This window comes from Sulfitobacter indolifex (genome assembly GCF_022788655.1).
GTDB lineage: Bacteria > Pseudomonadota > Alphaproteobacteria > Rhodobacterales > Rhodobacteraceae > Sulfitobacter > Sulfitobacter indolifex.
Genome location: NZ_CP084951.1, coordinates 3,168,352 through 3,184,708 on the forward strand (window position 1 = coordinate 3,168,352; position 16,357 = coordinate 3,184,708).

The window sequence follows — 16,357 nt, forward strand, 5'->3', positions numbered from 1 at the left end:
GCTAGGTGTAGCCCTCTTTGCCCAATGCGGCAATTGTCCGGGAAGCGGCGCAAGGCGGGATCGCGCGCATTGGCACCCCCCGCCCACGGCTCAGTTCGACGGATAGGGACGGACGAAAACTGGGCGCTCGGGGGTTGAGGCCTCCGGCTGATAAGCATAGCCGCCACTGTCGAAATCCTGCAGCCCCTGCGGATCATTCACCCGATGCTGTACGATATACCGCGCCATGGCACCGCGTGCTTTCTTGGCAAAAAAGCTGACAATCTTCGGCCCCTTGCCATCGCCTTTGTCTTCCATGAACTGCGGCGTGATGACTTGCAGTTTCAACGCCTTCAGGTCAACCGCGCCGAAGTATTCTTGGCTCGCGCAGTTAATCAGGACCTCACTGCCCGTCGCCTCCGCCTGAGCGTTCAGCGCCTTAGACAAGCCGTCACGCCAGTAGTCATAGAGGTTACCACCGCGCCGGGTTTTCAGCTTGCTGCCCATCTCCAGCCGGTAGGGTTGGATCGCGTCGAGCGGGCGCAGCACACCGTAGAGACCCGACAGGATGCGCAGGTGGTCTTGGGCATAGGTCAACTCATCGGCATCTAGGCTCGCGGCCTCTAGCCCTTGATAGGTATCCCCGGCAAAGGCAAACGCAGCGGGGCGGGTGGTGTCAGCGGAAGGCTCGGCTTCAAACGCCTGAAAACGGTCGCGGTTGAGCCGCGCCAGATCGTCGCTTAGCCCCATCAATTTCTTGAGATCGCCCAACGTGAGATTGCGGGCCGTTGTCGCCAGCCGCACCGCATCCTCCTGAAAATCAGGCTGGGTGACAGCGACATCGCGCTCCGCCCAATCAAGACGTTTGGCAGGGGAAATAACGACGAGCATGGCAGTCTCCTTGGGGCGTTTCGGGTGATCTAGCCCGCGTCGCGCAGAACGTCCAGAAAGGCGGGGCCGAAGCGTTCGGCGCGTTTGTCGCCCAAGAGCCGCTCAATGGCAGAACTGTCAGCGCTGCGCAGTTGCGCCACCTTTGCCAGCATCGCCGCAGAACAACTCAGCGGTTTTTCGGTGCCCTGCTCGCCGCGCGCCAGATCGGCCTGCACCTGCAACAACTGGTCATAGACATTGCCCGCCTCGCGCCCCGCCAGCTTGCGCCGGGCCTTATGCATGGGCTGTGCCTCGCCGTTGATCACCTCAAGAAAGGCCGCGCCGTAGGTCTCAAGCTTTTTCGCGCCGACCCCGCCGATGCGCGCCATCGCATCAAGGTTTTGCGGTCGCGCCTCGGCCATCTCAATCAGGGTGCGATCGGTGAAGATGATATAGGCAGGCACGCGCGCCGCTTCGGCCAACGCACGGCGTTTGGCCTTGAGCGCCGAGAGCAGCGGTGCATCCTCATCGCTGACCATCGCCTTAACCGCTGGCCGCCGAATGGCCCCCGCCGCCTTGATCGTGTCGCGGCGCAGGTTGATTGCTGCTTCGCCGCGCAGGATCGGCAGGGCCGCATCGGTCATGCGCAGTGCGCCATGGCGTTCGGCATCGGGGCGCACGAGGTCATGGCCCATCATTTGCCGAAACACCGCCTGCCATTCATTGCGGCTGTATTCGCCACCCACGCCATAGGTCGGCAAAGATTGATGCCCGCGCAGGCGCACCTTATCGGTTTCATTGCCAAGCAGGATGTCAATCAAATGCCCCGCGCCAAACCATTCATCGGTGCGCAGCATCGCCGACAGCGCCTTGCGCACCGCTGTGGTGCCGTCGAACACATCCGCCGGGCTGTCGCAGAGGTCGCAGCGGCCACAGGTGATTTCAGTCTCGTCGAAATAGCCCAGCAAGGTTTTGCGGCGGCATTCCAGCGCTTCGGCCAGCCCCAAAAGCGCGTTCAATCGCCCGTGATCTGCGGCGCGGCGTTCGGGCGGGGCAAGCCCCTCGTCGATCTGACTGCGGCGCAGGCGAATGTCGTCCGGGCCATAAAGCGTCAGCGTTTCCGCCGGGGCACCATCACGTCCGGCACGGCCAATCTCTTGATAGTAGGCCTCAATCGACTTGGGCAAATCCGCGTGAGCCACCCAGCGGATATCCGGTTTATCAATCCCCATGCCAAAGGCCACCGTGGCGCAGACGATCAACCCGTCTTCTTGCTGAAACCGCCGCTCGGCGATGCGGCGATCTTCGGCTTCCATTCCGCCGTGATAGTGCAGCGCGGTTTGCCCCTGATCGCGCAGCGCTTTGGCCAGCCCTTCGGTCTTTGCCCGCGTGCCGCAATAGACGATGCCCGACTGGCCCTTGCGCGCGGCGGCGAAGTTCAGGATCTGATCGCGCGGCTTGTTTTTAGCGGCAAAGGCGAGGTGGATGTTGGGCCGGTCAAACCCGCGCAAGAAGGCGCGTGGCGGGGTGCCGTCGAACAGTTTCTCGACAATCTCCACTTGCGTTTCAGCGTCTGCAGTGGCGGTGAAGGCGGCAAGCGGCACGTTCAGCGTGCGGCGCAATTCACCGATGCGCAGGTAGTCGGGGCGGAAATCATGGCCCCATTGGCTGACGCAATGCGCCTCGTCCACGGCAATAAGATTAACGCCCACACGCCGCAACATGCCCATGGCCGAGCCCGCGGCGAGCCGTTCGGGGGCCATGTAGAGCAGTTTGAGCGTGCCTGCCTCCAGCGCTTCCCAAACCGCGTCGGTCTCTTCGGGTGTGTTGCCAGAGGTCAGCGCACCCGCCGCGACGCCCGCTTCTTGCAAGCTGCGCACCTGATCGCGCATCAGCGCAATGAGCGGGCTGATGACCACGGTCACCCCCTCGCGCATCAGCGCAGGCAGTTGGAAACACAGGGATTTACCGCCGCCCGTTGGCATGATGGCGAGCACGTTCTCGCCCTCAGTGACCGCCTCAACGATCTCTTGCTGGCCGGGGCGGAACCCGTCAAAACCGAATACGTCACGAAGAAGCGTGGCAGCGCCTGTCATGGGGAACCTGTAAGATTGTCTGCTCTTTTCATGCAGACTCCCACACTAACAAATCGTGAACAAGGCCAGATAGGCGCGATATAACCGCGCAAGCGGGCGTTAGTAGAACGCCGCTGCGTTGTTGGTCAGCACGATCCGCGCAACAGCCACGGCGATCAGCACGATCAGCGGCGCCAGATCAAGCCCACCCATTGACGGAACGACATTGCGCACCCGGCTATAGACCGGCTCAAGAATGCGGTTCAGCCCGTCCCAGATTTGCGCGACCAGCGGCTGGCGCAGGTTCAGAACTTGGAAGTTGATCAACCAAGACATGATGACATGGGCGATGACGATGAACCAAACGATGTTCAAAAGCAGCATTAGGATTTGGAACAGTGACGTCATGGAATATCCCCTTGGTGTGACGCAGGACAGTTAAGCGCCCTGCCCCGAAAGGGCAAGAGTGCCGCGACGTATATGCTTGACCCTGCAGGGCATCCGCCACAGATCCGCGCCGACCTTATAAAGGAAAGCCTTATGTTCCCGATCGTCCGCATGGCCAAAGAGATGTTCGTCGCCGCGCAGCAAGCGCCGCTGGAAAATCTGACCGACACCCATGTCAGCCACCACATCTGTTGGCCACATGATCTGGACATCTGGATGGAGTTGAACAACGGGCGGGCGCTGTCTCTTTATGATCTGGGCCGCACCGCCATGGCGCAACGGGCCGGGTTGATCACGCTGCTGCGGCAAAACAAATGGGCCATCACAATTGCAGGCTCCAGCACGCGGTTTCGCCGCCGCATCCGCATGTTTGAGAAGTTCGAGATGCGCAGCCGAACGCTGTGTTGGGACGACAAGTTCATCTATCTGGAGCAGTCCATGTGGAAGAAAAACGGCGAATGCGCGAGCCATGTGCTCTATCGCTCTGCCGTCACGGATAAAAAGGGGCTGATCCCCCCCGAAAAGGTGCTGGGTGCGATGGGCCGTCAGCAGCCCTCGCGCCCAATTCCGGGGTGGGTGGCCGAATGGATCCGCGCCGACAGTCATCGCATCTGGCCCCCCATGCAGGACGTAGTCACCGCCGCTCAAAACCCCGCTGTCTAGGCCAAGCTTGCGCCTTCCCCCGCGCCCTGCTCTAACTTGAACCGAGGCAGGCCGCGAAGGGGCGCATTATGGCAGAGATCACGCGGCGCAAGCGCATCTGGGGATGGTATTTTTTCGACTGGGCCAGCCAGCCCTATAACACGCTGCTGCTCACATTTATCTTTGGTCCTTACTTCGCGCAAACCGCGACCAATGCGCTGGTCGAAGGCGGGATGGGTCTGAGCGCCGCCAAAGCGCAGGCGCAGGCTTATTGGGGGTATGGTCTGGCGCTTGCGGGCATCGCAATTGCGATCTTGGCCCCGATCCTTGGCGCGGTAGCGGACTCCTCAGGGCGGCGGATGCCGTGGATTTGGATTTTCTCGGTCATGTATGTGGTCGGCGCAGCCGCGCTGTGGTGGACCGCCCCGGCGGATTTCTCGATGCTTTGGGCGCTGTTTTTCTTCGGCATTGGCCTGATCGGGATGGAGTTTGCGACGATCTTTACCAACGCCTATCTGCCCGAGCTTCACCCCGACGCAGATGAGCGGGGCCGCATTTCGGGTGACGGCTGGGCCTTTGGCTATGCGGGCGGTGTGCTGGCGTTGATCGCGATGATTGCCCTGTTTCAAAGCGGCGCGAATGGGCGCACCATGGCCGGGCTTACGCCGCTGTTCGGGCTGGACCCATCAACCAAAGCTGACACCCGCATCGTCGGTCCGCTGGCGGCGATCTGGTATGCTGTCTTTATGATCCCCTTCTTCCTTTTCATACGCGACACGCCGAAACCCGGTGCCGTGCGCTACCGTGTCGGCGCGGGTCTGTCGGATCTGGCGCGTACCCTGCGCGGCTTGCCAAAGCATCCTTCGCTTCTGGCGTATCTCGGCTCGTCGATGTTCTACCGGGATGCGCTGAACGGGATGTATACCTTCGGCGGAGTCTATGCGCTTGGCGTGCTGGATTGGTCGATCCAAGAGATCGGCATCTTTGGCATTCTCGCTGCGATCTCGGGCGCGGTGTTCTGTGTACTGGGCGGACGGATCGACCGGCGCATTGGCCCGATGCCGGTGATCGTGGCCTGCTGCATTATCCTCATCGCGACCGCCTGCCTGATCATCTCGCTGGGGCCGAATTCTGTCACGGGCGTTTCTTTGCCTGAGGGGTCTGCCCTGCCCGATATCCTGTTCTACGTCGCGGGCGCGTCCATCGGTGCAGCGGGCGGTGCGCTGCAGGCATCTTCGCGTAACATGCTGACACGACAGGGAAACCCCGAGCGCATGACCGAGGCTTTCGGCCTCTATGCGCTCTCGGGTAAGGCGACCTCGTTTCTCGCTCCGGCGCTGATTGGGATCACAAGTGACCTCACCGGCAGCCAACGGCTGGGCATCACCCCAGTTGTGGGGCTTTTCATCATCGGATTGATCCTGCTAGCGTGGGTCAAACCCAAGGGAGATTTCGCCACATGACGCTGCTTCGCACCCTCACCTCCGTGGCGCTGGCCTTTGCGCTCGCCTCCTGCGGGGGCGACCGAACTGAGACTGACATTAGCGGTGAGAAAGTCGCCCTTCCGACCATCGGCTCTTCCGGTGGCGCGCTGAGCAGCGTCGAGGCCAAACGCCTTTTCGGGGCCAAGAGTTTCGCCTCTGCGCAGACGCCTGCAGCCTATGGCAGCTATTCCAAAGGCTGCCTTGCCGGGGCCGAGCAACTGCCTGAGACGGGGCCGACTTGGCAAGCCATGCGCCTGTCGCGCAACCGCAACTGGGCGCATCCCGAAATGGTTGATATGGTCAAAAAGCTTAGCCGAAAGGCGGCGCAGCAGCCGGGCTGGGCAGGCATCTATGTCGGTGACATGAGCCAATCGCGCGGAGGTCCGATGCTCACCGGCCACGCCAGTCACCAGATTGGCTTGGACGCCGACATCTGGATGCTGCCGCCAAAGTCGCTGAACCTTAGCCGGGCGCAGCGCGAGAATATCTCGTCGATCTCCATGCGGCGCGCCAGTGGGGCCTATGTGAATTCGTCGTGGACCCCGGCACATCATGAGGTCGTCAAGGCTGCAGCCGAAGATCCCCGCACCGCGCGTATTTTCGTCTTCCCCGGGGCGAAGGTGCAGATGTGCAACGACGAGAAGGGCGACCGTAGCTATCTGCGCAAGATCCGTCCTTGGTATGGGCACCACTACCATTTCCACGTCCGCATCGCCTGCCCCAAAGGCGCGCGCGGTTGCGTGGATCAGGCCCCACCCCCACCCGGTGATGGCTGCGCCGATGCACGTCAGTGGCAGGCGAATATCCTGAACCCGCCAAAGGCTGATCCGAACGCGCCCAAGTCGAAACCCAAGCCCAAGCGCGAACTGCTGCTTGCGGATCTGCCTGCTCAATGCAACGCCGTATTGAACGCAAACTGATCCGCGCCTGCCTTCCGTTCTTCTTGCTGATTGCCTGCGTGGCCCCCGCCGCGCAGACAACGCCGGTGGTGCAGGTGGACAGCGTACTGACATGGCACCACCCGGCCCCATGGTTCGGTGGGTTTTCGGGTGTTGAGGTCAACGCCGATGGCACACCCCTAACAGCAGTGTCGGATCGCGGGCGCGTCGTGCAGGCCCGCATGGTCCGCGAGGCGGGCCGTCTGGTGGCTCTTGAGCTTGAGGACAACGCGCCGCTTAAAGGGGCCGAGGGCAAAGCTCTGCGTGGCAAGGCGCGGGATGCGGAAGCGCTGGCGCGGGATGACACTGGGCAGCTTTACGTCTCCTTCGAGCACAGCCACCACGTCGCCCGGCTTGACCCTAAAAGCGGCGTCACCAACCCCCTACCCAAACACAAAGATTTCGCAGGGTTCGAGCCGAACGCGGGGATGGAGACATTGGCCGCCCACCCTGATGGGCGTCTCTTTACCATGCCGGAAAGCTCAGGTGTCGAAGACCGCCCCTTCCCGCTTTATGCCTTTGACGGCAAAGCATGGACGATTGTCGGAGAAATTCCGCGCCGTGGGCCGTTCCTGCCTGTCGATGCGGACTTTGCCGATGATGGCACGCTCTATCTATTGGAGCGCACGGTGACCCCGCTGGGGTTTCGCAGCCGCATCCGCAGTTTCGACCTGACTGCGCCGAACCTCGCAGAAGTGACGTTGCTCACCTCTGGGCCCAGCAAATATGACAACCTCGAAGCGCTCAGCACTTGGCAAGACGCGGCAGGCCAAACCCGGCTTACTCTGCTGTCAGACGACAATTTCTTCATCATGCAGCGCAATGAGGTCGTTGAGCTGATCCTTGCCAAACCGGGTTCTGAGGACTAAAGCCGTCCCGTCTGCGATCCCCGCAGGCCAAGTCGCCGCACCCTTGCACAAAACGGTTCATACATGACACGCACCTATCTTCCCGGCATCCTTGCCATGGCCGCCATCGTCGTGGCCTCGAATATCCTTGTTCAGTTCCTCTTTGGCCAATGGCTGACCTGGGGCGCATTCACCTATCCGCTCGCCTTCCTTGTCACCGATGTGATGAACCGCCTTTACGGTGCCTCCGCCGCGCGCCGGGTTGTGCTGGTGGGGTTTGTCGTCGGATTGATCTGCTCGCTGATTGGCACCCAGATCATGGGCGAGTTTGGCCCGCTAGTCACGATCCGCATCGCTGTGGCATCGGGTGTGGCCTTCCTCGTGGCGCAGCTGCTTGATGTGACGATCTTCAACCGCTTCCGCGACGGCGCCTGGTGGCGCGCGCCTTTGGTTAGCACGCTGATCAGCAGCGCAATCGACACGGCGCTGTTCTTCTCCATCGCCTTCTCGGCCAGCCTATCGTTCATTCATACGGCCACCGATGTCGCTTGGGCGGGCGAAGCGCTGCCCCTGCTAGGGGCCGGCCCCCTCGCGCCGCTCTGGGTTTCGCTTGCCATGGCGGATTGGTCGGTGAAACTGGCCATCGCACTCGTTGCGCTGATCCCCTTCCGGCTGCTCACTGCCCGGCTGGCGACCCGCCCCTGACACCAACGCAAGGGGTGAATTCCCCTTGCCGCCGCACCTCCAAAAAAATGCTTTGCGAATTTCAAAACCTGTGCAACGCTCAGGGTGAGTTCAACAATCAAAAGGAGGTGACCCAGTGTCTAGAAAGGTATTGGAGCGAGGTGTCGGAACAGCCAGTGAGGTTTCCTGCTAGGGCAGCCCCTAGCAACGCAACCACCTGGTGGACATCGGTCTAACCGATCCCCCTCCTGAAACCATTCGATTGGGCCGTTCCGCAAGGGGCGGCCCATTTCGCATTCCCCCTTCACCCCCACGGCCCAGACTGGCATGTTGCAGGTTGAGGAGAGCCTATGCTGCACATCAACGATAACATCGCCATCCAAGATTGGGAGCTAACCGAAAGCTTCATGCGCGCCTCCGGTCCCGGCGGGCAGAACGTGAACAAGGTCTCCTCGGCCGTTGAGTTGCGGTTTGAAGCCGCAACATCGCCGTCGCTGGCTCAGCCCGTTAAGAACCGCCTGCGCCGTTTGGCCGGGCGGCGCTGGACCACCGAAGGCGCGCTGGTGTTGCAATGTGATGAGACCCGCAGTCAGGCGCGCAACCGCGAATTGGTACGCGAGCGGCTGGCCGAGCTGATCCGCACCGCCCTCACCCCACCCAAACGCCGCATCGCGACCCGCCCGACGCTTGGCTCAAAGAAACGCCGCCTTAAAGCCAAGAAGGTGCGCGGCGAGGTCAAAGCGATGCGCGGCAAGGTTGACCCGAATACCTGAGCCTTAGTTCCGCCGCAGCAGATAGATGTCCATGATCCAACCATGCGCGGCCCGCGCTGCTGCACGCGTGGCGATGATATCTTCGGTCACCTCAGCCAGCGGGCCGTGGCGGATGATCTCTTCGGTCATGCCGACATAGGCTCCCCACCAGATCGTCACACCCGCTGGGTCCAGCGTCTGAAAAGCGCAATCCCCATCAAGCATGATCACCAACGTATCGACCCCATCAGGCCAGCCGTGATCGCGCAGCTGCCGCCCGGTTGTCACCAAAAAGGGCGCACCAATTTCATTAAGCGGGATCGCATGAGACGCCGTCAGCCCTTGCAGCGAGGTGATGCCGGGGACCACCGTCATACGGGGTGCAGGATCCAGGCGCGCGGCGATGCGCAGGGTGCTGTCGTATAGCGACGGATCGCCCCAAACGAGCAGCGCCACGCGCCGCGCCGTCGGGTGCTGCGCCATTGCCGCGCGCCATGCATCTGCAATCGCGTCATGCCAATGGTCCACGCGCGCGCGGTAATCCTCGATCGCGGGGTCGCGCACGGGCAGATCAAAGCCGACGATCTGGACCGCCTCATTGGTCAGCACCTCGTCGCAGATGCTGCGCCGCAGACCTGCCAAATCGTCCTTGCCCGCCCCCTTTTGCGGGATCAAGATCAGGTCTTGCGCGTTCATCGCCCGGATCGCCTGTAGCGTCAGATGCTCAGGGTTGCCGGTGCCGATGCCGATCAATGTCAGTTCCAGATCGCTCATCCCGGTATCCTTGCGATTGCTTTCAAACGCAGCCCGCCGAGCACCCGCGCATCGGGGAAATTTCCATCGGCGGAGGCGGCATAGAGCGCCACGAAACGGCGCAGATCATCCATGTCGGCTTCGGTGATCTCTCCAAACAGATAGGCCACCTTGCCCGACGCGCGAAAGGCAACCGTCTGCGCCCGTGTGCAGCCTGACATACAGTCGATGCCCTCGACCTCCACCTCAGGCAATCCAGCGCGGACCACGTCCAGAAAGCCGCCATCGGCGGTGCAGGAGGTGCAGACGAAAGCCTTCACGCCTCAAACTCGGCCAACGGCCCGTAGAAGATCAGCGCAGGCGTGGTGCTGCTGGCGCTCTCCAGATGGCGCGCCAGGGTCTCGATGGTAAACCGCTGCACCTTCTCCGCCGGGGTCGAAACGGCCTCGGCCAAAAGCGCGGGTGTGTGCCCCGGCAGCCCATGCTCAACCAGCCGCGCGGCGAGGCCAGCAAAGGTGCGTTTGCCCATATAGACCACCGTAGTCGCCATCGGATCGGCCAACGCTGCCATGTTAACATCGCTGGGCAACTCACCCGTCACATCCGCGCCGGTGATGAACTGCACGCGCCGCGCGGTCATCCGGCGGGTCAGGGGAATGCCTGCCGTGGCGGCGGCTGCCGAGGCGGCGGTGACACCCGGCACGATCTCAAAGGGGATACTGGCGGCGCGCAGCGCGATGATTTCTTCTTCCAGCCGACCGAACATGCCGCTGTCACCAGATTTTAGCCGCACAACGTTTAGCCCGGCCTGTGCGTGATCGACCAGTACCCGGCTCACATGGTCTTGCTTGGGCGACGCACGCCCGGCCCGTTTGCCCACACCGATTAGGTCGGCATCGGGCCGCGCGTGCTCCAGGATCGGGCCCGCGCTGAGATCGTCAAACAGCACCACATCAGCCGCCTGCAACCGCGCCACGGCTTTGACAGTCAGCAGTTCTGGATCACCGGGGCCGGAGGAGACAAAGGAAACAAAGCCCCCCATCACAGCGCCGCAATCATGTGAAAGAACGTCCCCGTGGCGCGCCCGCCGCCTGCGAACTCACGCACCGAACCGGTCTCGGGCACCTCAAGGTCATTGGCGTCCGTGATGCGGGCCAGCGGCGCGTCGGGTTCTGCAAGGATCGTGGCATAGTGGAACTCATGGCCGCGCAATTCGGCCCGCGCCGAATGGCCGGGGATCGGCGCGTTAAGATCGGCCTGACGGTAGCCCAGATGCATCTTGCGCTTGGCGAAAGACGTCTCCAGCCCCAAAAGCCCTGCCATCTCGTGACGCGTGCCTTCTTTGTCGATGATGCCTGCGCCCATCGCCATATAGCCCCCGCATTCTCCATGCACGGGGCGCGTCTCGGCGAAGTCGCGCAATCCTTTGCGGAAAAGCGCGGCAGCGGCAAGCTTGCCTGCATGAAGCTCAGGATAGCCGCCGGGTAGCCAGCAACAATCGGCGCTGTCGTCGGGGGCCTCATCCGCCAGCGGGGAAAAGGGCAGAATCTCCGCCCCCGCCGCCCGCCATCCCGCCAGCAAATGCGGATAGACAAAGGCAAAAGCGTTGTCCCGCGCCAGCGCAATGCGCTGTCCGGGCGGGGTGATCTTTGCGGGCGCGGGCGGGTTCTGCAACGTGCCCCGCGCGGCGGCCCGCAGGGCGGGGATATCGACATGCGTGGCAACGAAGGCTGCCGCCTGCCCCAACAAATCGGGCAGGTTCTCCTGCTCTCCGGCCTGCACCAACCCGAGATGACGCTCGGGCATTTCGATCTCAACCCGGCGTGGGAGCGCGCCGAAAACCTCGATACCCACAGCCTCCATCCCCGCGCGGACCAAGGTCTCATGCCGGGGGGAGGCGACGCGGTTCAGCACCACGCCTGCCAGCGTCACATCGGGCCGCATTTCGCGAAAGCCAAGCGCCGTGGCCGCCACCGATTGGGCCGCACCCGACACGTCAAGCACCAGCACCACCGGCCAGCCCATCAGCGCCGCGACATCAGCGCTGGCGCCATTGCCACAGGCGCCCGGCTTGGCCACACCGTCAAACAGCCCCATCGACCCTTCGCCAAGGATCAATTCAGCCCCATCGGCATTGCCGACCAACCCTTCAATCCGCGCGCGGTCCATCGACCAACTATCGAGATTGAAAGAAGCCCGCCCCGACGCCGCCGTGTGAAAGGCCGGGTCGATATAATCCGGGCCGCTTTTGAACGGCTGCACCGCGACGCCCTCGGCGCGCAGCGCGGCCAGCAGGCCCAGCATCAAGGTCGTTTTGCCGGTGCCGGAAGCGGGGGCAGAGATCAGCAGGCCGGGGGGGATCATGAAGAGGTCTCCGGGAAACGTGGCTCGGCCCCGACGGGGCGGAAGCGGCGGTCATAATCAGCGGCGTAAAGGCGGCTTTCGCTGAAATCTTCAGCGCCGAGGGCATGGCCAACGAGGATCAGCGCGGTGCGGGCCATTTCTTCGCCGACCTCGGTGCGCAGGGTCGAAAGCGTCGCTTTGACGATGCGCTGATCGGGCCAGCTTGCGCGCCAGACCACGGCAACAGGGCAGTCAGTGCCGTAATGCGGGGTCAGGTCTTCGACGACTTTATCCAGCACATGAACCGACAGATGGATGGCCAGCGTCGCCCCGGTGCGGGCGAAATTGGCGAGTGTCTCCCCTTCGGGCATCGCGGTGGCGCGGCCCGAGGTGCGGGTGAGGATGACCGATTGCGCCACGCCCGGCAGGGTCAATTCGGCCCCCAACTCAGCCGCCGCAGCGGCAAAGGACGGCACCCCCGGCGTCACGTCATAGGCGATGCCCATCTCGCGCAGCCGGCGCAGCTGTTCGCCCATCGCGGACCAGACCGACAGATCACCGGAATGCAATCGCGCCACATCATGCCCTGCGGCATCGGCGGCGGCGATTTCTTCCATAATGTCGTCCAGCGACAGACGCGCGGTGTTGACGATGCGCGCGCCCTCGGGACAGTGGCTTAGCAGCGCTTCGGGCACCAGCGATCCGGCATAGAGGCAGACCGGGCAGGCCGCGATCAGGTCACGCCCGCGCAGGGTGATGAGATCCGCCGCCCCCGGGCCCGCTCCGATGAAATGTACAGTCACGGTGTTTTTCCTTTCGTCTCGGCAATCGCCGCAGTTGCCATGGCATCGCCCGAAACGACGCGCTCGGCAACCAATACGGCCCCCGGCCCGGCGGCGGCCAGCGCGGCGGCTTCCGAGAGTGACCCGGTGCCGAAACGGTCTTCGATCCGGGCCGATTGTGTGGGTGTGATCATGCGGGCTAAATCCTCGGTGGTGATGCCAAGCCCCGGCACCCCCAATTCTTGAGCAAAGTCGCGAAACACGGTCGCGCGGGCCTTTGCTGCCTCGGTCACCAGCGCGTCGATCTTGAGGCCGTCGGGGTTTGCCCGTGCCAGCGCATCGCGCAGGGATGCCACGCTTGCCGCGCCCCGAAATCCGATCCCGGCCATTCTCATAGTGTCACGCTCCATTGTACCACGGGCCGCAGCGGCTGCCAGCCGCGCATTGTGCCAAGCGGGGCGGCCTGCGCCAGTTCGATCCGAAAAAGACTGCCCCCATGCGCCGCGTGAAGCTGCGCCAAAAGCGCCTCGGTTTCCAGCGTCACCCCATTGGCGACCAGCCGCGTGCCCGCTGGTAGCGCAGGCAGAAGGGCATCGTAAAGCGCCGCATTCCCCCCACCGCCAACAAATACAACATCAGGCAAGGGATGCCCCGCCCAGACCTCCGGCGCGCGGCCATGGGTGACCTGCATCCGGGCGTTCAGGCCGAAATCTGCGATGTTCCGGGTGATATTTTCCACCCGGGCTGCGTGCTGTTCAAATGCGATTGAGTGGCCACCCGCGAGACAGAACTCAACCGAGACCGAGCCGCTGCCTGCGCCGATGTCCCACAGCAGGTCCCCGGGCCGGGGAGCAAGGGCCGAAAGTGTCAGCGCCCGCACCGGCGCTTTGGTGATTTGGCCGTCGCTCGCAAAGCAATCATTCGGCAGACCGGGGGTGCGCGGCAAGCCGATGCCTTCGGGCAGCTCCACGCCAACTGCCACAGGCGCCTGCACATCCGTCAGATCAAACCTGTCAGCCTGCACCGTGCGCAGCCGCGCATCGGGGCCGCCAAGCCGTTCGGCCACATGCATCTGCGCCGCGCCCGCGCCCTGTTCGCAGAGGAACTGCGCCAGTGCCGCGGGCGCATCCCCATCACGCAACAGACAAATCATCCGCCCTTTGGGACGCAACGCACCGCGCAATTGCGCCAGTGGTGCCGCGTGCAGCCCGTGGCAGGTGACCTCCTCCAGCCGCCAGCCAAGCGCATTGGTCACCAGCGAGAATGTTGAGGGCGCGGGCAGGCTGCGCCATTCGCTGGGGTCCAGCGCACCGACGATGCTGCCGCCTGCGCCAAACCAAAAGGGATCGCCCGACACCAGCATCGCCACCCGCTTGCCCCGCTCGGCCAGCACCGGCTCGACAGAGAAAGGCACCGGCCAAGCGCGCCCGCGCGTGCCCGCAGCCCCCCGTTCCAAGTGACGCGGCCCGCCAAAGATCACCTCGGCCTGCGCCAGCGCCGCACGGCTTGCCGGGGGCAAGGCATCCGCGCTATCGTCGGGCATTCCGATGATGCTGAGCCAAGGGTCACCCATTATGCGCGTCCTTCTTTTGGGTGGCACCACCGAAGCCAGCGCCATGGCGAGCGCCTTGGCAGAGGCCGAGATTGATGCGGTCTTTTCCTATGCCGGACGCACCGACAGCCCTGTGGCCCAGCCCCTGCCGACCCGCGTCGGCGGCTTTGGTGGCGTGGCGGGGCTGGTGGATTATCTCAAGGCCGAAGCGATCACCCATGTCATCGACGCCACCCATCCCTTTGCTGCGGGCATGAGCAACAACGCCTTTGTCGCCTGCGCCCGACAAAACCTGCCGCTGGTGCGGTTCGAGCGCCCGCCGTGGGAGCCGCAGGAGGGTGACGATTGGACCTTCGTGCCTGACATCACCGATCTGCCCGCCGCCCTGCCAGACAGCCCGGCGCAGATCTTTCTGGCCATCGGTAAGCAGCAATTGGCGCTTTTCGCCGCAAAGCCACAGCACCGGTATCTGCTGCGCCTTGTCGATCCGCCGCAGGGATCGCTGCCGCTGCCACGGGCGACGGTCGTGCTGGCGCGGGGTCCGTTCGACGTGGCGGGTGACACCGCGCTGATGCAGACCCATGCGATCACCCATGTGGTCGCCAAAAACGCCGGTGGCAGCGGCGCGCGGGCCAAGCTTGATGCCGCCCGCGCGCTTGGCCTGCCGGTGCTCTTGGCCGACCGGCCCGTTCTGCCGGGCAAGGTGGCCGCCAATGATGTGACCGAAGTGATGCATTGGCTACATCATACCGCGCTGCGCGGCGTATAGACATAGCGCCCGACCCGCCGGGTCGCGGAATTGCCGACGATCACCACGGTGCGCATATCCGCCATCTCGGGCGTGGCCTCGCCCAATGTGACGGTATTGAACGCTTCTTCGGGTGTGGTCACGGCGCGGGCGAAGGTGATCAGCCGATCCGGCCCGCATTCGGCGCGCAGAATCTCCAGCGCTTCGGCAAATTGATGCGGGCGCGACTTGCTGCGCGGGTTGTAGAAGGCCATGGCGAAATCCGCCCGCGCGGCCATGCGCAGGCGGTGCTCGACCATCGTCCAAGGCTTAAGATTATCGCTGAGGTTGATCGCACAGAAATCATGTCCCAACGGCGCGCCAAGGCGGGCTGCTGCCGCCAGCATCGCTGTGATACCGGGCAGCACGCGGATGTCGACGCTCTCAAACGCCGGGTCACGCTCTACCGCTTCAAACACCGCCGAGGCCATGGCAAAGACGCCCGGATCGCCGGAAGACACCACCACAACCCGCGCGCCGGCCTGTGCCAATTGCAGCGCATGGGTCGCGCGGTCCAACTCCACCCGGTTGTCAGTGGGATGCAGCGTCAGCCCTTCGCGCGGGGCGACGCGGGCAACATAAGGGATATAGCCGATGACATCGGTGGCCTGCGCCAGCGCCTCGGTCACCTCGGGTGTCACCAGTGCGTCGTCACCGGGGCCAAGGCCCGCGATATAAAGGGTGCCGCTCATGTGTCTGCCTCCGGTCTGCGGCCCTGACCGTGGACCAAGACGATCGCGAAATAGGGGCAATCGTCGTCCGCCACGTCGGCAAGTTTCGCCACCCGCTGATCGGGCATCGTGCCCCGCTCCACCAGCCATGCATCGTCCAGCTTGCCTGCCGCCGCGAGTGCTCGGCGCACGGTTGGCAGGTTGCGGCCCGTTTTCATCACCACGAGCGCATCGGCGCGTTTCATATGCTCGGTCAATTCGGCCTCGGGCAATGTGCCCATCAGCACGGTCATCACGTCATCGCCCCAAGTGAAGGGGGTATCCAGCGCGTTCCAGCAGCCCACCATACCGGGGATCGCGGGCAGTACCTCAACCTCGGCGCGGCCCTGAAGCCGGGTGTGTAGATGCATGAATGAGCCATAGAAAAAGGGGTCACCTTCACACAGCACAACCACCTCGTGAACTTGCGACAATTCCGCCAGCCGGTCTGCCCATTCGGCATAGAAGGCAACCATCTGAGCGCGGTACTCTTCGGAATCGAACCGCAGCTCCGTGGTCACAGGATATTCCATCGCATATTCCACGACATCATCGCGCAACATGCCCTCAACGATGCGGCGCGCCTGCCCCGCACGGCCCTTTTTGCGGAAATACGCCAGATGCCGCGCGCCGCGAATAGCACGGTCGGATTTCACGCTCATCAATTCCGGATCGCCGGGGCCGAGGCCTGCGCAAACTACCTTGCCCATC

General features: G+C 63.5%; 19 protein-coding genes. 7 read left to right on the forward strand and 12 right to left on the reverse strand.

All coding sequences use genetic code 11. The features are described 5' to 3' along the window. Window positions 1-90: 90 nt before the first annotated feature. The 3 genes from yaaA to DSM14862_RS15550 all read right to left on the reverse strand — a co-directional run bounded on the left by yaaA (window position 91) and on the right by DSM14862_RS15550 (window position 3,332). Complete coding sequence (gene yaaA / locus DSM14862_RS15540) at window positions 91-870, reverse strand: peroxide stress protein YaaA (RefSeq protein ID WP_007118231.1); 780 nt, start codon at window positions 868-870, stop codon at window positions 91-93. Window positions 871-899: 29 nt separating this feature from the next. Continuing rightward, entirely contained in the window at window positions 900-2,945 is a 2,046-nt protein-coding gene (gene recQ, locus DSM14862_RS15545; protein WP_007118232.1) for a DNA helicase RecQ, read from the reverse strand. A gap of 99 nt (window positions 2,946-3,044) precedes the next feature. Further along, the gene (locus tag DSM14862_RS15550; RefSeq protein WP_007118233.1) at window positions 3,045-3,332 is read right to left on the reverse strand and encodes a YggT family protein; all 288 of its coding nucleotides are present in this window, start codon (window positions 3,330-3,332) and stop codon (window positions 3,045-3,047) included. Between the two features lie 132 nt (window positions 3,333-3,464). Here DSM14862_RS15550 and DSM14862_RS15555 point away from each other — a divergent pair, with 132 nt between their 5' ends. The 6 genes from DSM14862_RS15555 (at window position 3,465) to arfB (ending at window position 8,740) form a co-directional block, all read left to right on the forward strand. Further along, window positions 3,465-4,034: an acyl-CoA thioesterase gene (locus DSM14862_RS15555; protein ID WP_007118234.1), complete on the forward strand. Its 570-nt coding sequence runs from the start codon at window positions 3,465-3,467 to the stop codon at window positions 4,032-4,034. Window positions 4,035-4,102: 68 nt separating this feature from the next. Next, a complete protein-coding gene (locus tag DSM14862_RS15560) occupies window positions 4,103-5,476 on the forward strand; it encodes an MFS transporter (RefSeq protein WP_007118235.1) in 1,374 nt (457 codons plus the stop codon). After that, a complete protein-coding gene (gene mepA / locus DSM14862_RS15565) occupies window positions 5,473-6,417 on the forward strand; it encodes a penicillin-insensitive murein endopeptidase (RefSeq protein ID WP_007118236.1) in 945 nt (314 codons plus the stop codon). Before DSM14862_RS15560 ends, mepA begins: the two co-directional genes overlap by 4 nt. Beyond that, on the forward strand, window positions 6,390-7,304 hold the full coding sequence (locus tag DSM14862_RS15570) for an esterase-like activity of phytase family protein (protein ID WP_040700312.1): 915 nt from the start codon (window positions 6,390-6,392) through the stop codon (window positions 7,302-7,304). Before mepA ends, DSM14862_RS15570 begins: the two co-directional genes overlap by 28 nt. 63 nt (window positions 7,305-7,367) lie before the next feature. Beyond that, window positions 7,368-7,988: a queuosine precursor transporter gene (locus tag DSM14862_RS15575; protein WP_007118238.1), complete on the forward strand. Its 621-nt coding sequence runs from the start codon at window positions 7,368-7,370 to the stop codon at window positions 7,986-7,988. Window positions 7,989-8,317: 329 nt separating this feature from the next. Next, complete coding sequence (gene arfB / locus DSM14862_RS15580; RefSeq protein ID WP_007118239.1) at window positions 8,318-8,740, forward strand: alternative ribosome rescue aminoacyl-tRNA hydrolase ArfB; 423 nt, start codon at window positions 8,318-8,320, stop codon at window positions 8,738-8,740. A 3-nt stretch (window positions 8,741-8,743) separates the two neighbouring features. Here the strand turns inward: arfB and cobF are convergent, their stop codons facing one another. From cobF to cbiT, 7 genes are read right to left on the reverse strand one after another with little or no spacing between them, the layout of a single operon-like run. Next, window positions 8,744-9,493, reverse strand: a complete 750-nt coding sequence (cobF, locus tag DSM14862_RS15585) for a precorrin-6A synthase (deacetylating) (RefSeq protein ID WP_007118240.1) — start codon at window positions 9,491-9,493, stop codon at window positions 8,744-8,746. Beyond that, on the reverse strand, window positions 9,490-9,792 hold the full coding sequence (locus DSM14862_RS15590) for a DUF1636 domain-containing protein (protein WP_007118241.1): 303 nt from the start codon (window positions 9,790-9,792) through the stop codon (window positions 9,490-9,492). Before DSM14862_RS15590 ends, cobF begins: the two co-directional genes overlap by 4 nt. Further along, complete coding sequence (cobA, locus tag DSM14862_RS15595; RefSeq protein WP_007118242.1) at window positions 9,789-10,514, reverse strand: uroporphyrinogen-III C-methyltransferase; 726 nt, start codon at window positions 10,512-10,514, stop codon at window positions 9,789-9,791. The genes DSM14862_RS15590 and cobA overlap by 4 nt, the downstream gene beginning before the upstream one ends. After that, window positions 10,514-11,836, reverse strand: a complete 1,323-nt coding sequence (locus DSM14862_RS15600) for a cobyrinate a,c-diamide synthase (RefSeq protein ID WP_007118243.1) — start codon at window positions 11,834-11,836, stop codon at window positions 10,514-10,516. The genes cobA and DSM14862_RS15600 overlap by 1 nt, the downstream gene beginning before the upstream one ends. Next, window positions 11,833-12,618: a precorrin-4 C(11)-methyltransferase gene (gene cobM / locus DSM14862_RS15605; RefSeq protein WP_007118244.1), complete on the reverse strand. Its 786-nt coding sequence runs from the start codon at window positions 12,616-12,618 to the stop codon at window positions 11,833-11,835. The genes DSM14862_RS15600 and cobM overlap by 4 nt, the downstream gene beginning before the upstream one ends. Next, complete coding sequence (locus DSM14862_RS15610) at window positions 12,615-12,992, reverse strand: cobalamin biosynthesis protein (RefSeq protein WP_007118245.1); 378 nt, start codon at window positions 12,990-12,992, stop codon at window positions 12,615-12,617. Before DSM14862_RS15610 ends, cobM begins: the two co-directional genes overlap by 4 nt. Then, a complete protein-coding gene (cbiT, locus tag DSM14862_RS15615; protein WP_007118246.1) occupies window positions 12,989-14,170 on the reverse strand; it encodes a precorrin-6Y C5,15-methyltransferase (decarboxylating) subunit CbiT in 1,182 nt (393 codons plus the stop codon). The genes DSM14862_RS15610 and cbiT overlap by 4 nt, the downstream gene beginning before the upstream one ends. Here cbiT and DSM14862_RS15620 point away from each other — a divergent pair. Next, a complete protein-coding gene (locus DSM14862_RS15620; protein WP_040700720.1) occupies window positions 14,169-14,918 on the forward strand; it encodes a cobalt-precorrin-6A reductase in 750 nt (249 codons plus the stop codon). The two genes, cbiT and DSM14862_RS15620, sit on opposite strands and share 2 nt — an antisense overlap. Here the strand turns inward: DSM14862_RS15620 and cobJ are convergent. Next, entirely contained in the window at window positions 14,894-15,628 is a 735-nt protein-coding gene (gene cobJ / locus DSM14862_RS15625; protein ID WP_007118248.1) for a precorrin-3B C(17)-methyltransferase, read from the reverse strand. The genes DSM14862_RS15620 and cobJ overlap by 25 nt on opposite strands. Then, window positions 15,625-16,356 (reverse strand): precorrin-2 C(20)-methyltransferase, encoded by a 732-nt coding sequence (locus tag DSM14862_RS15630; RefSeq protein WP_040700722.1) that lies wholly within the window; start codon window positions 16,354-16,356, stop codon window positions 15,625-15,627. Before DSM14862_RS15630 ends, cobJ begins: the two co-directional genes overlap by 4 nt. Between the last annotated feature and the right edge of the window lies 1 nt (window position 16,357).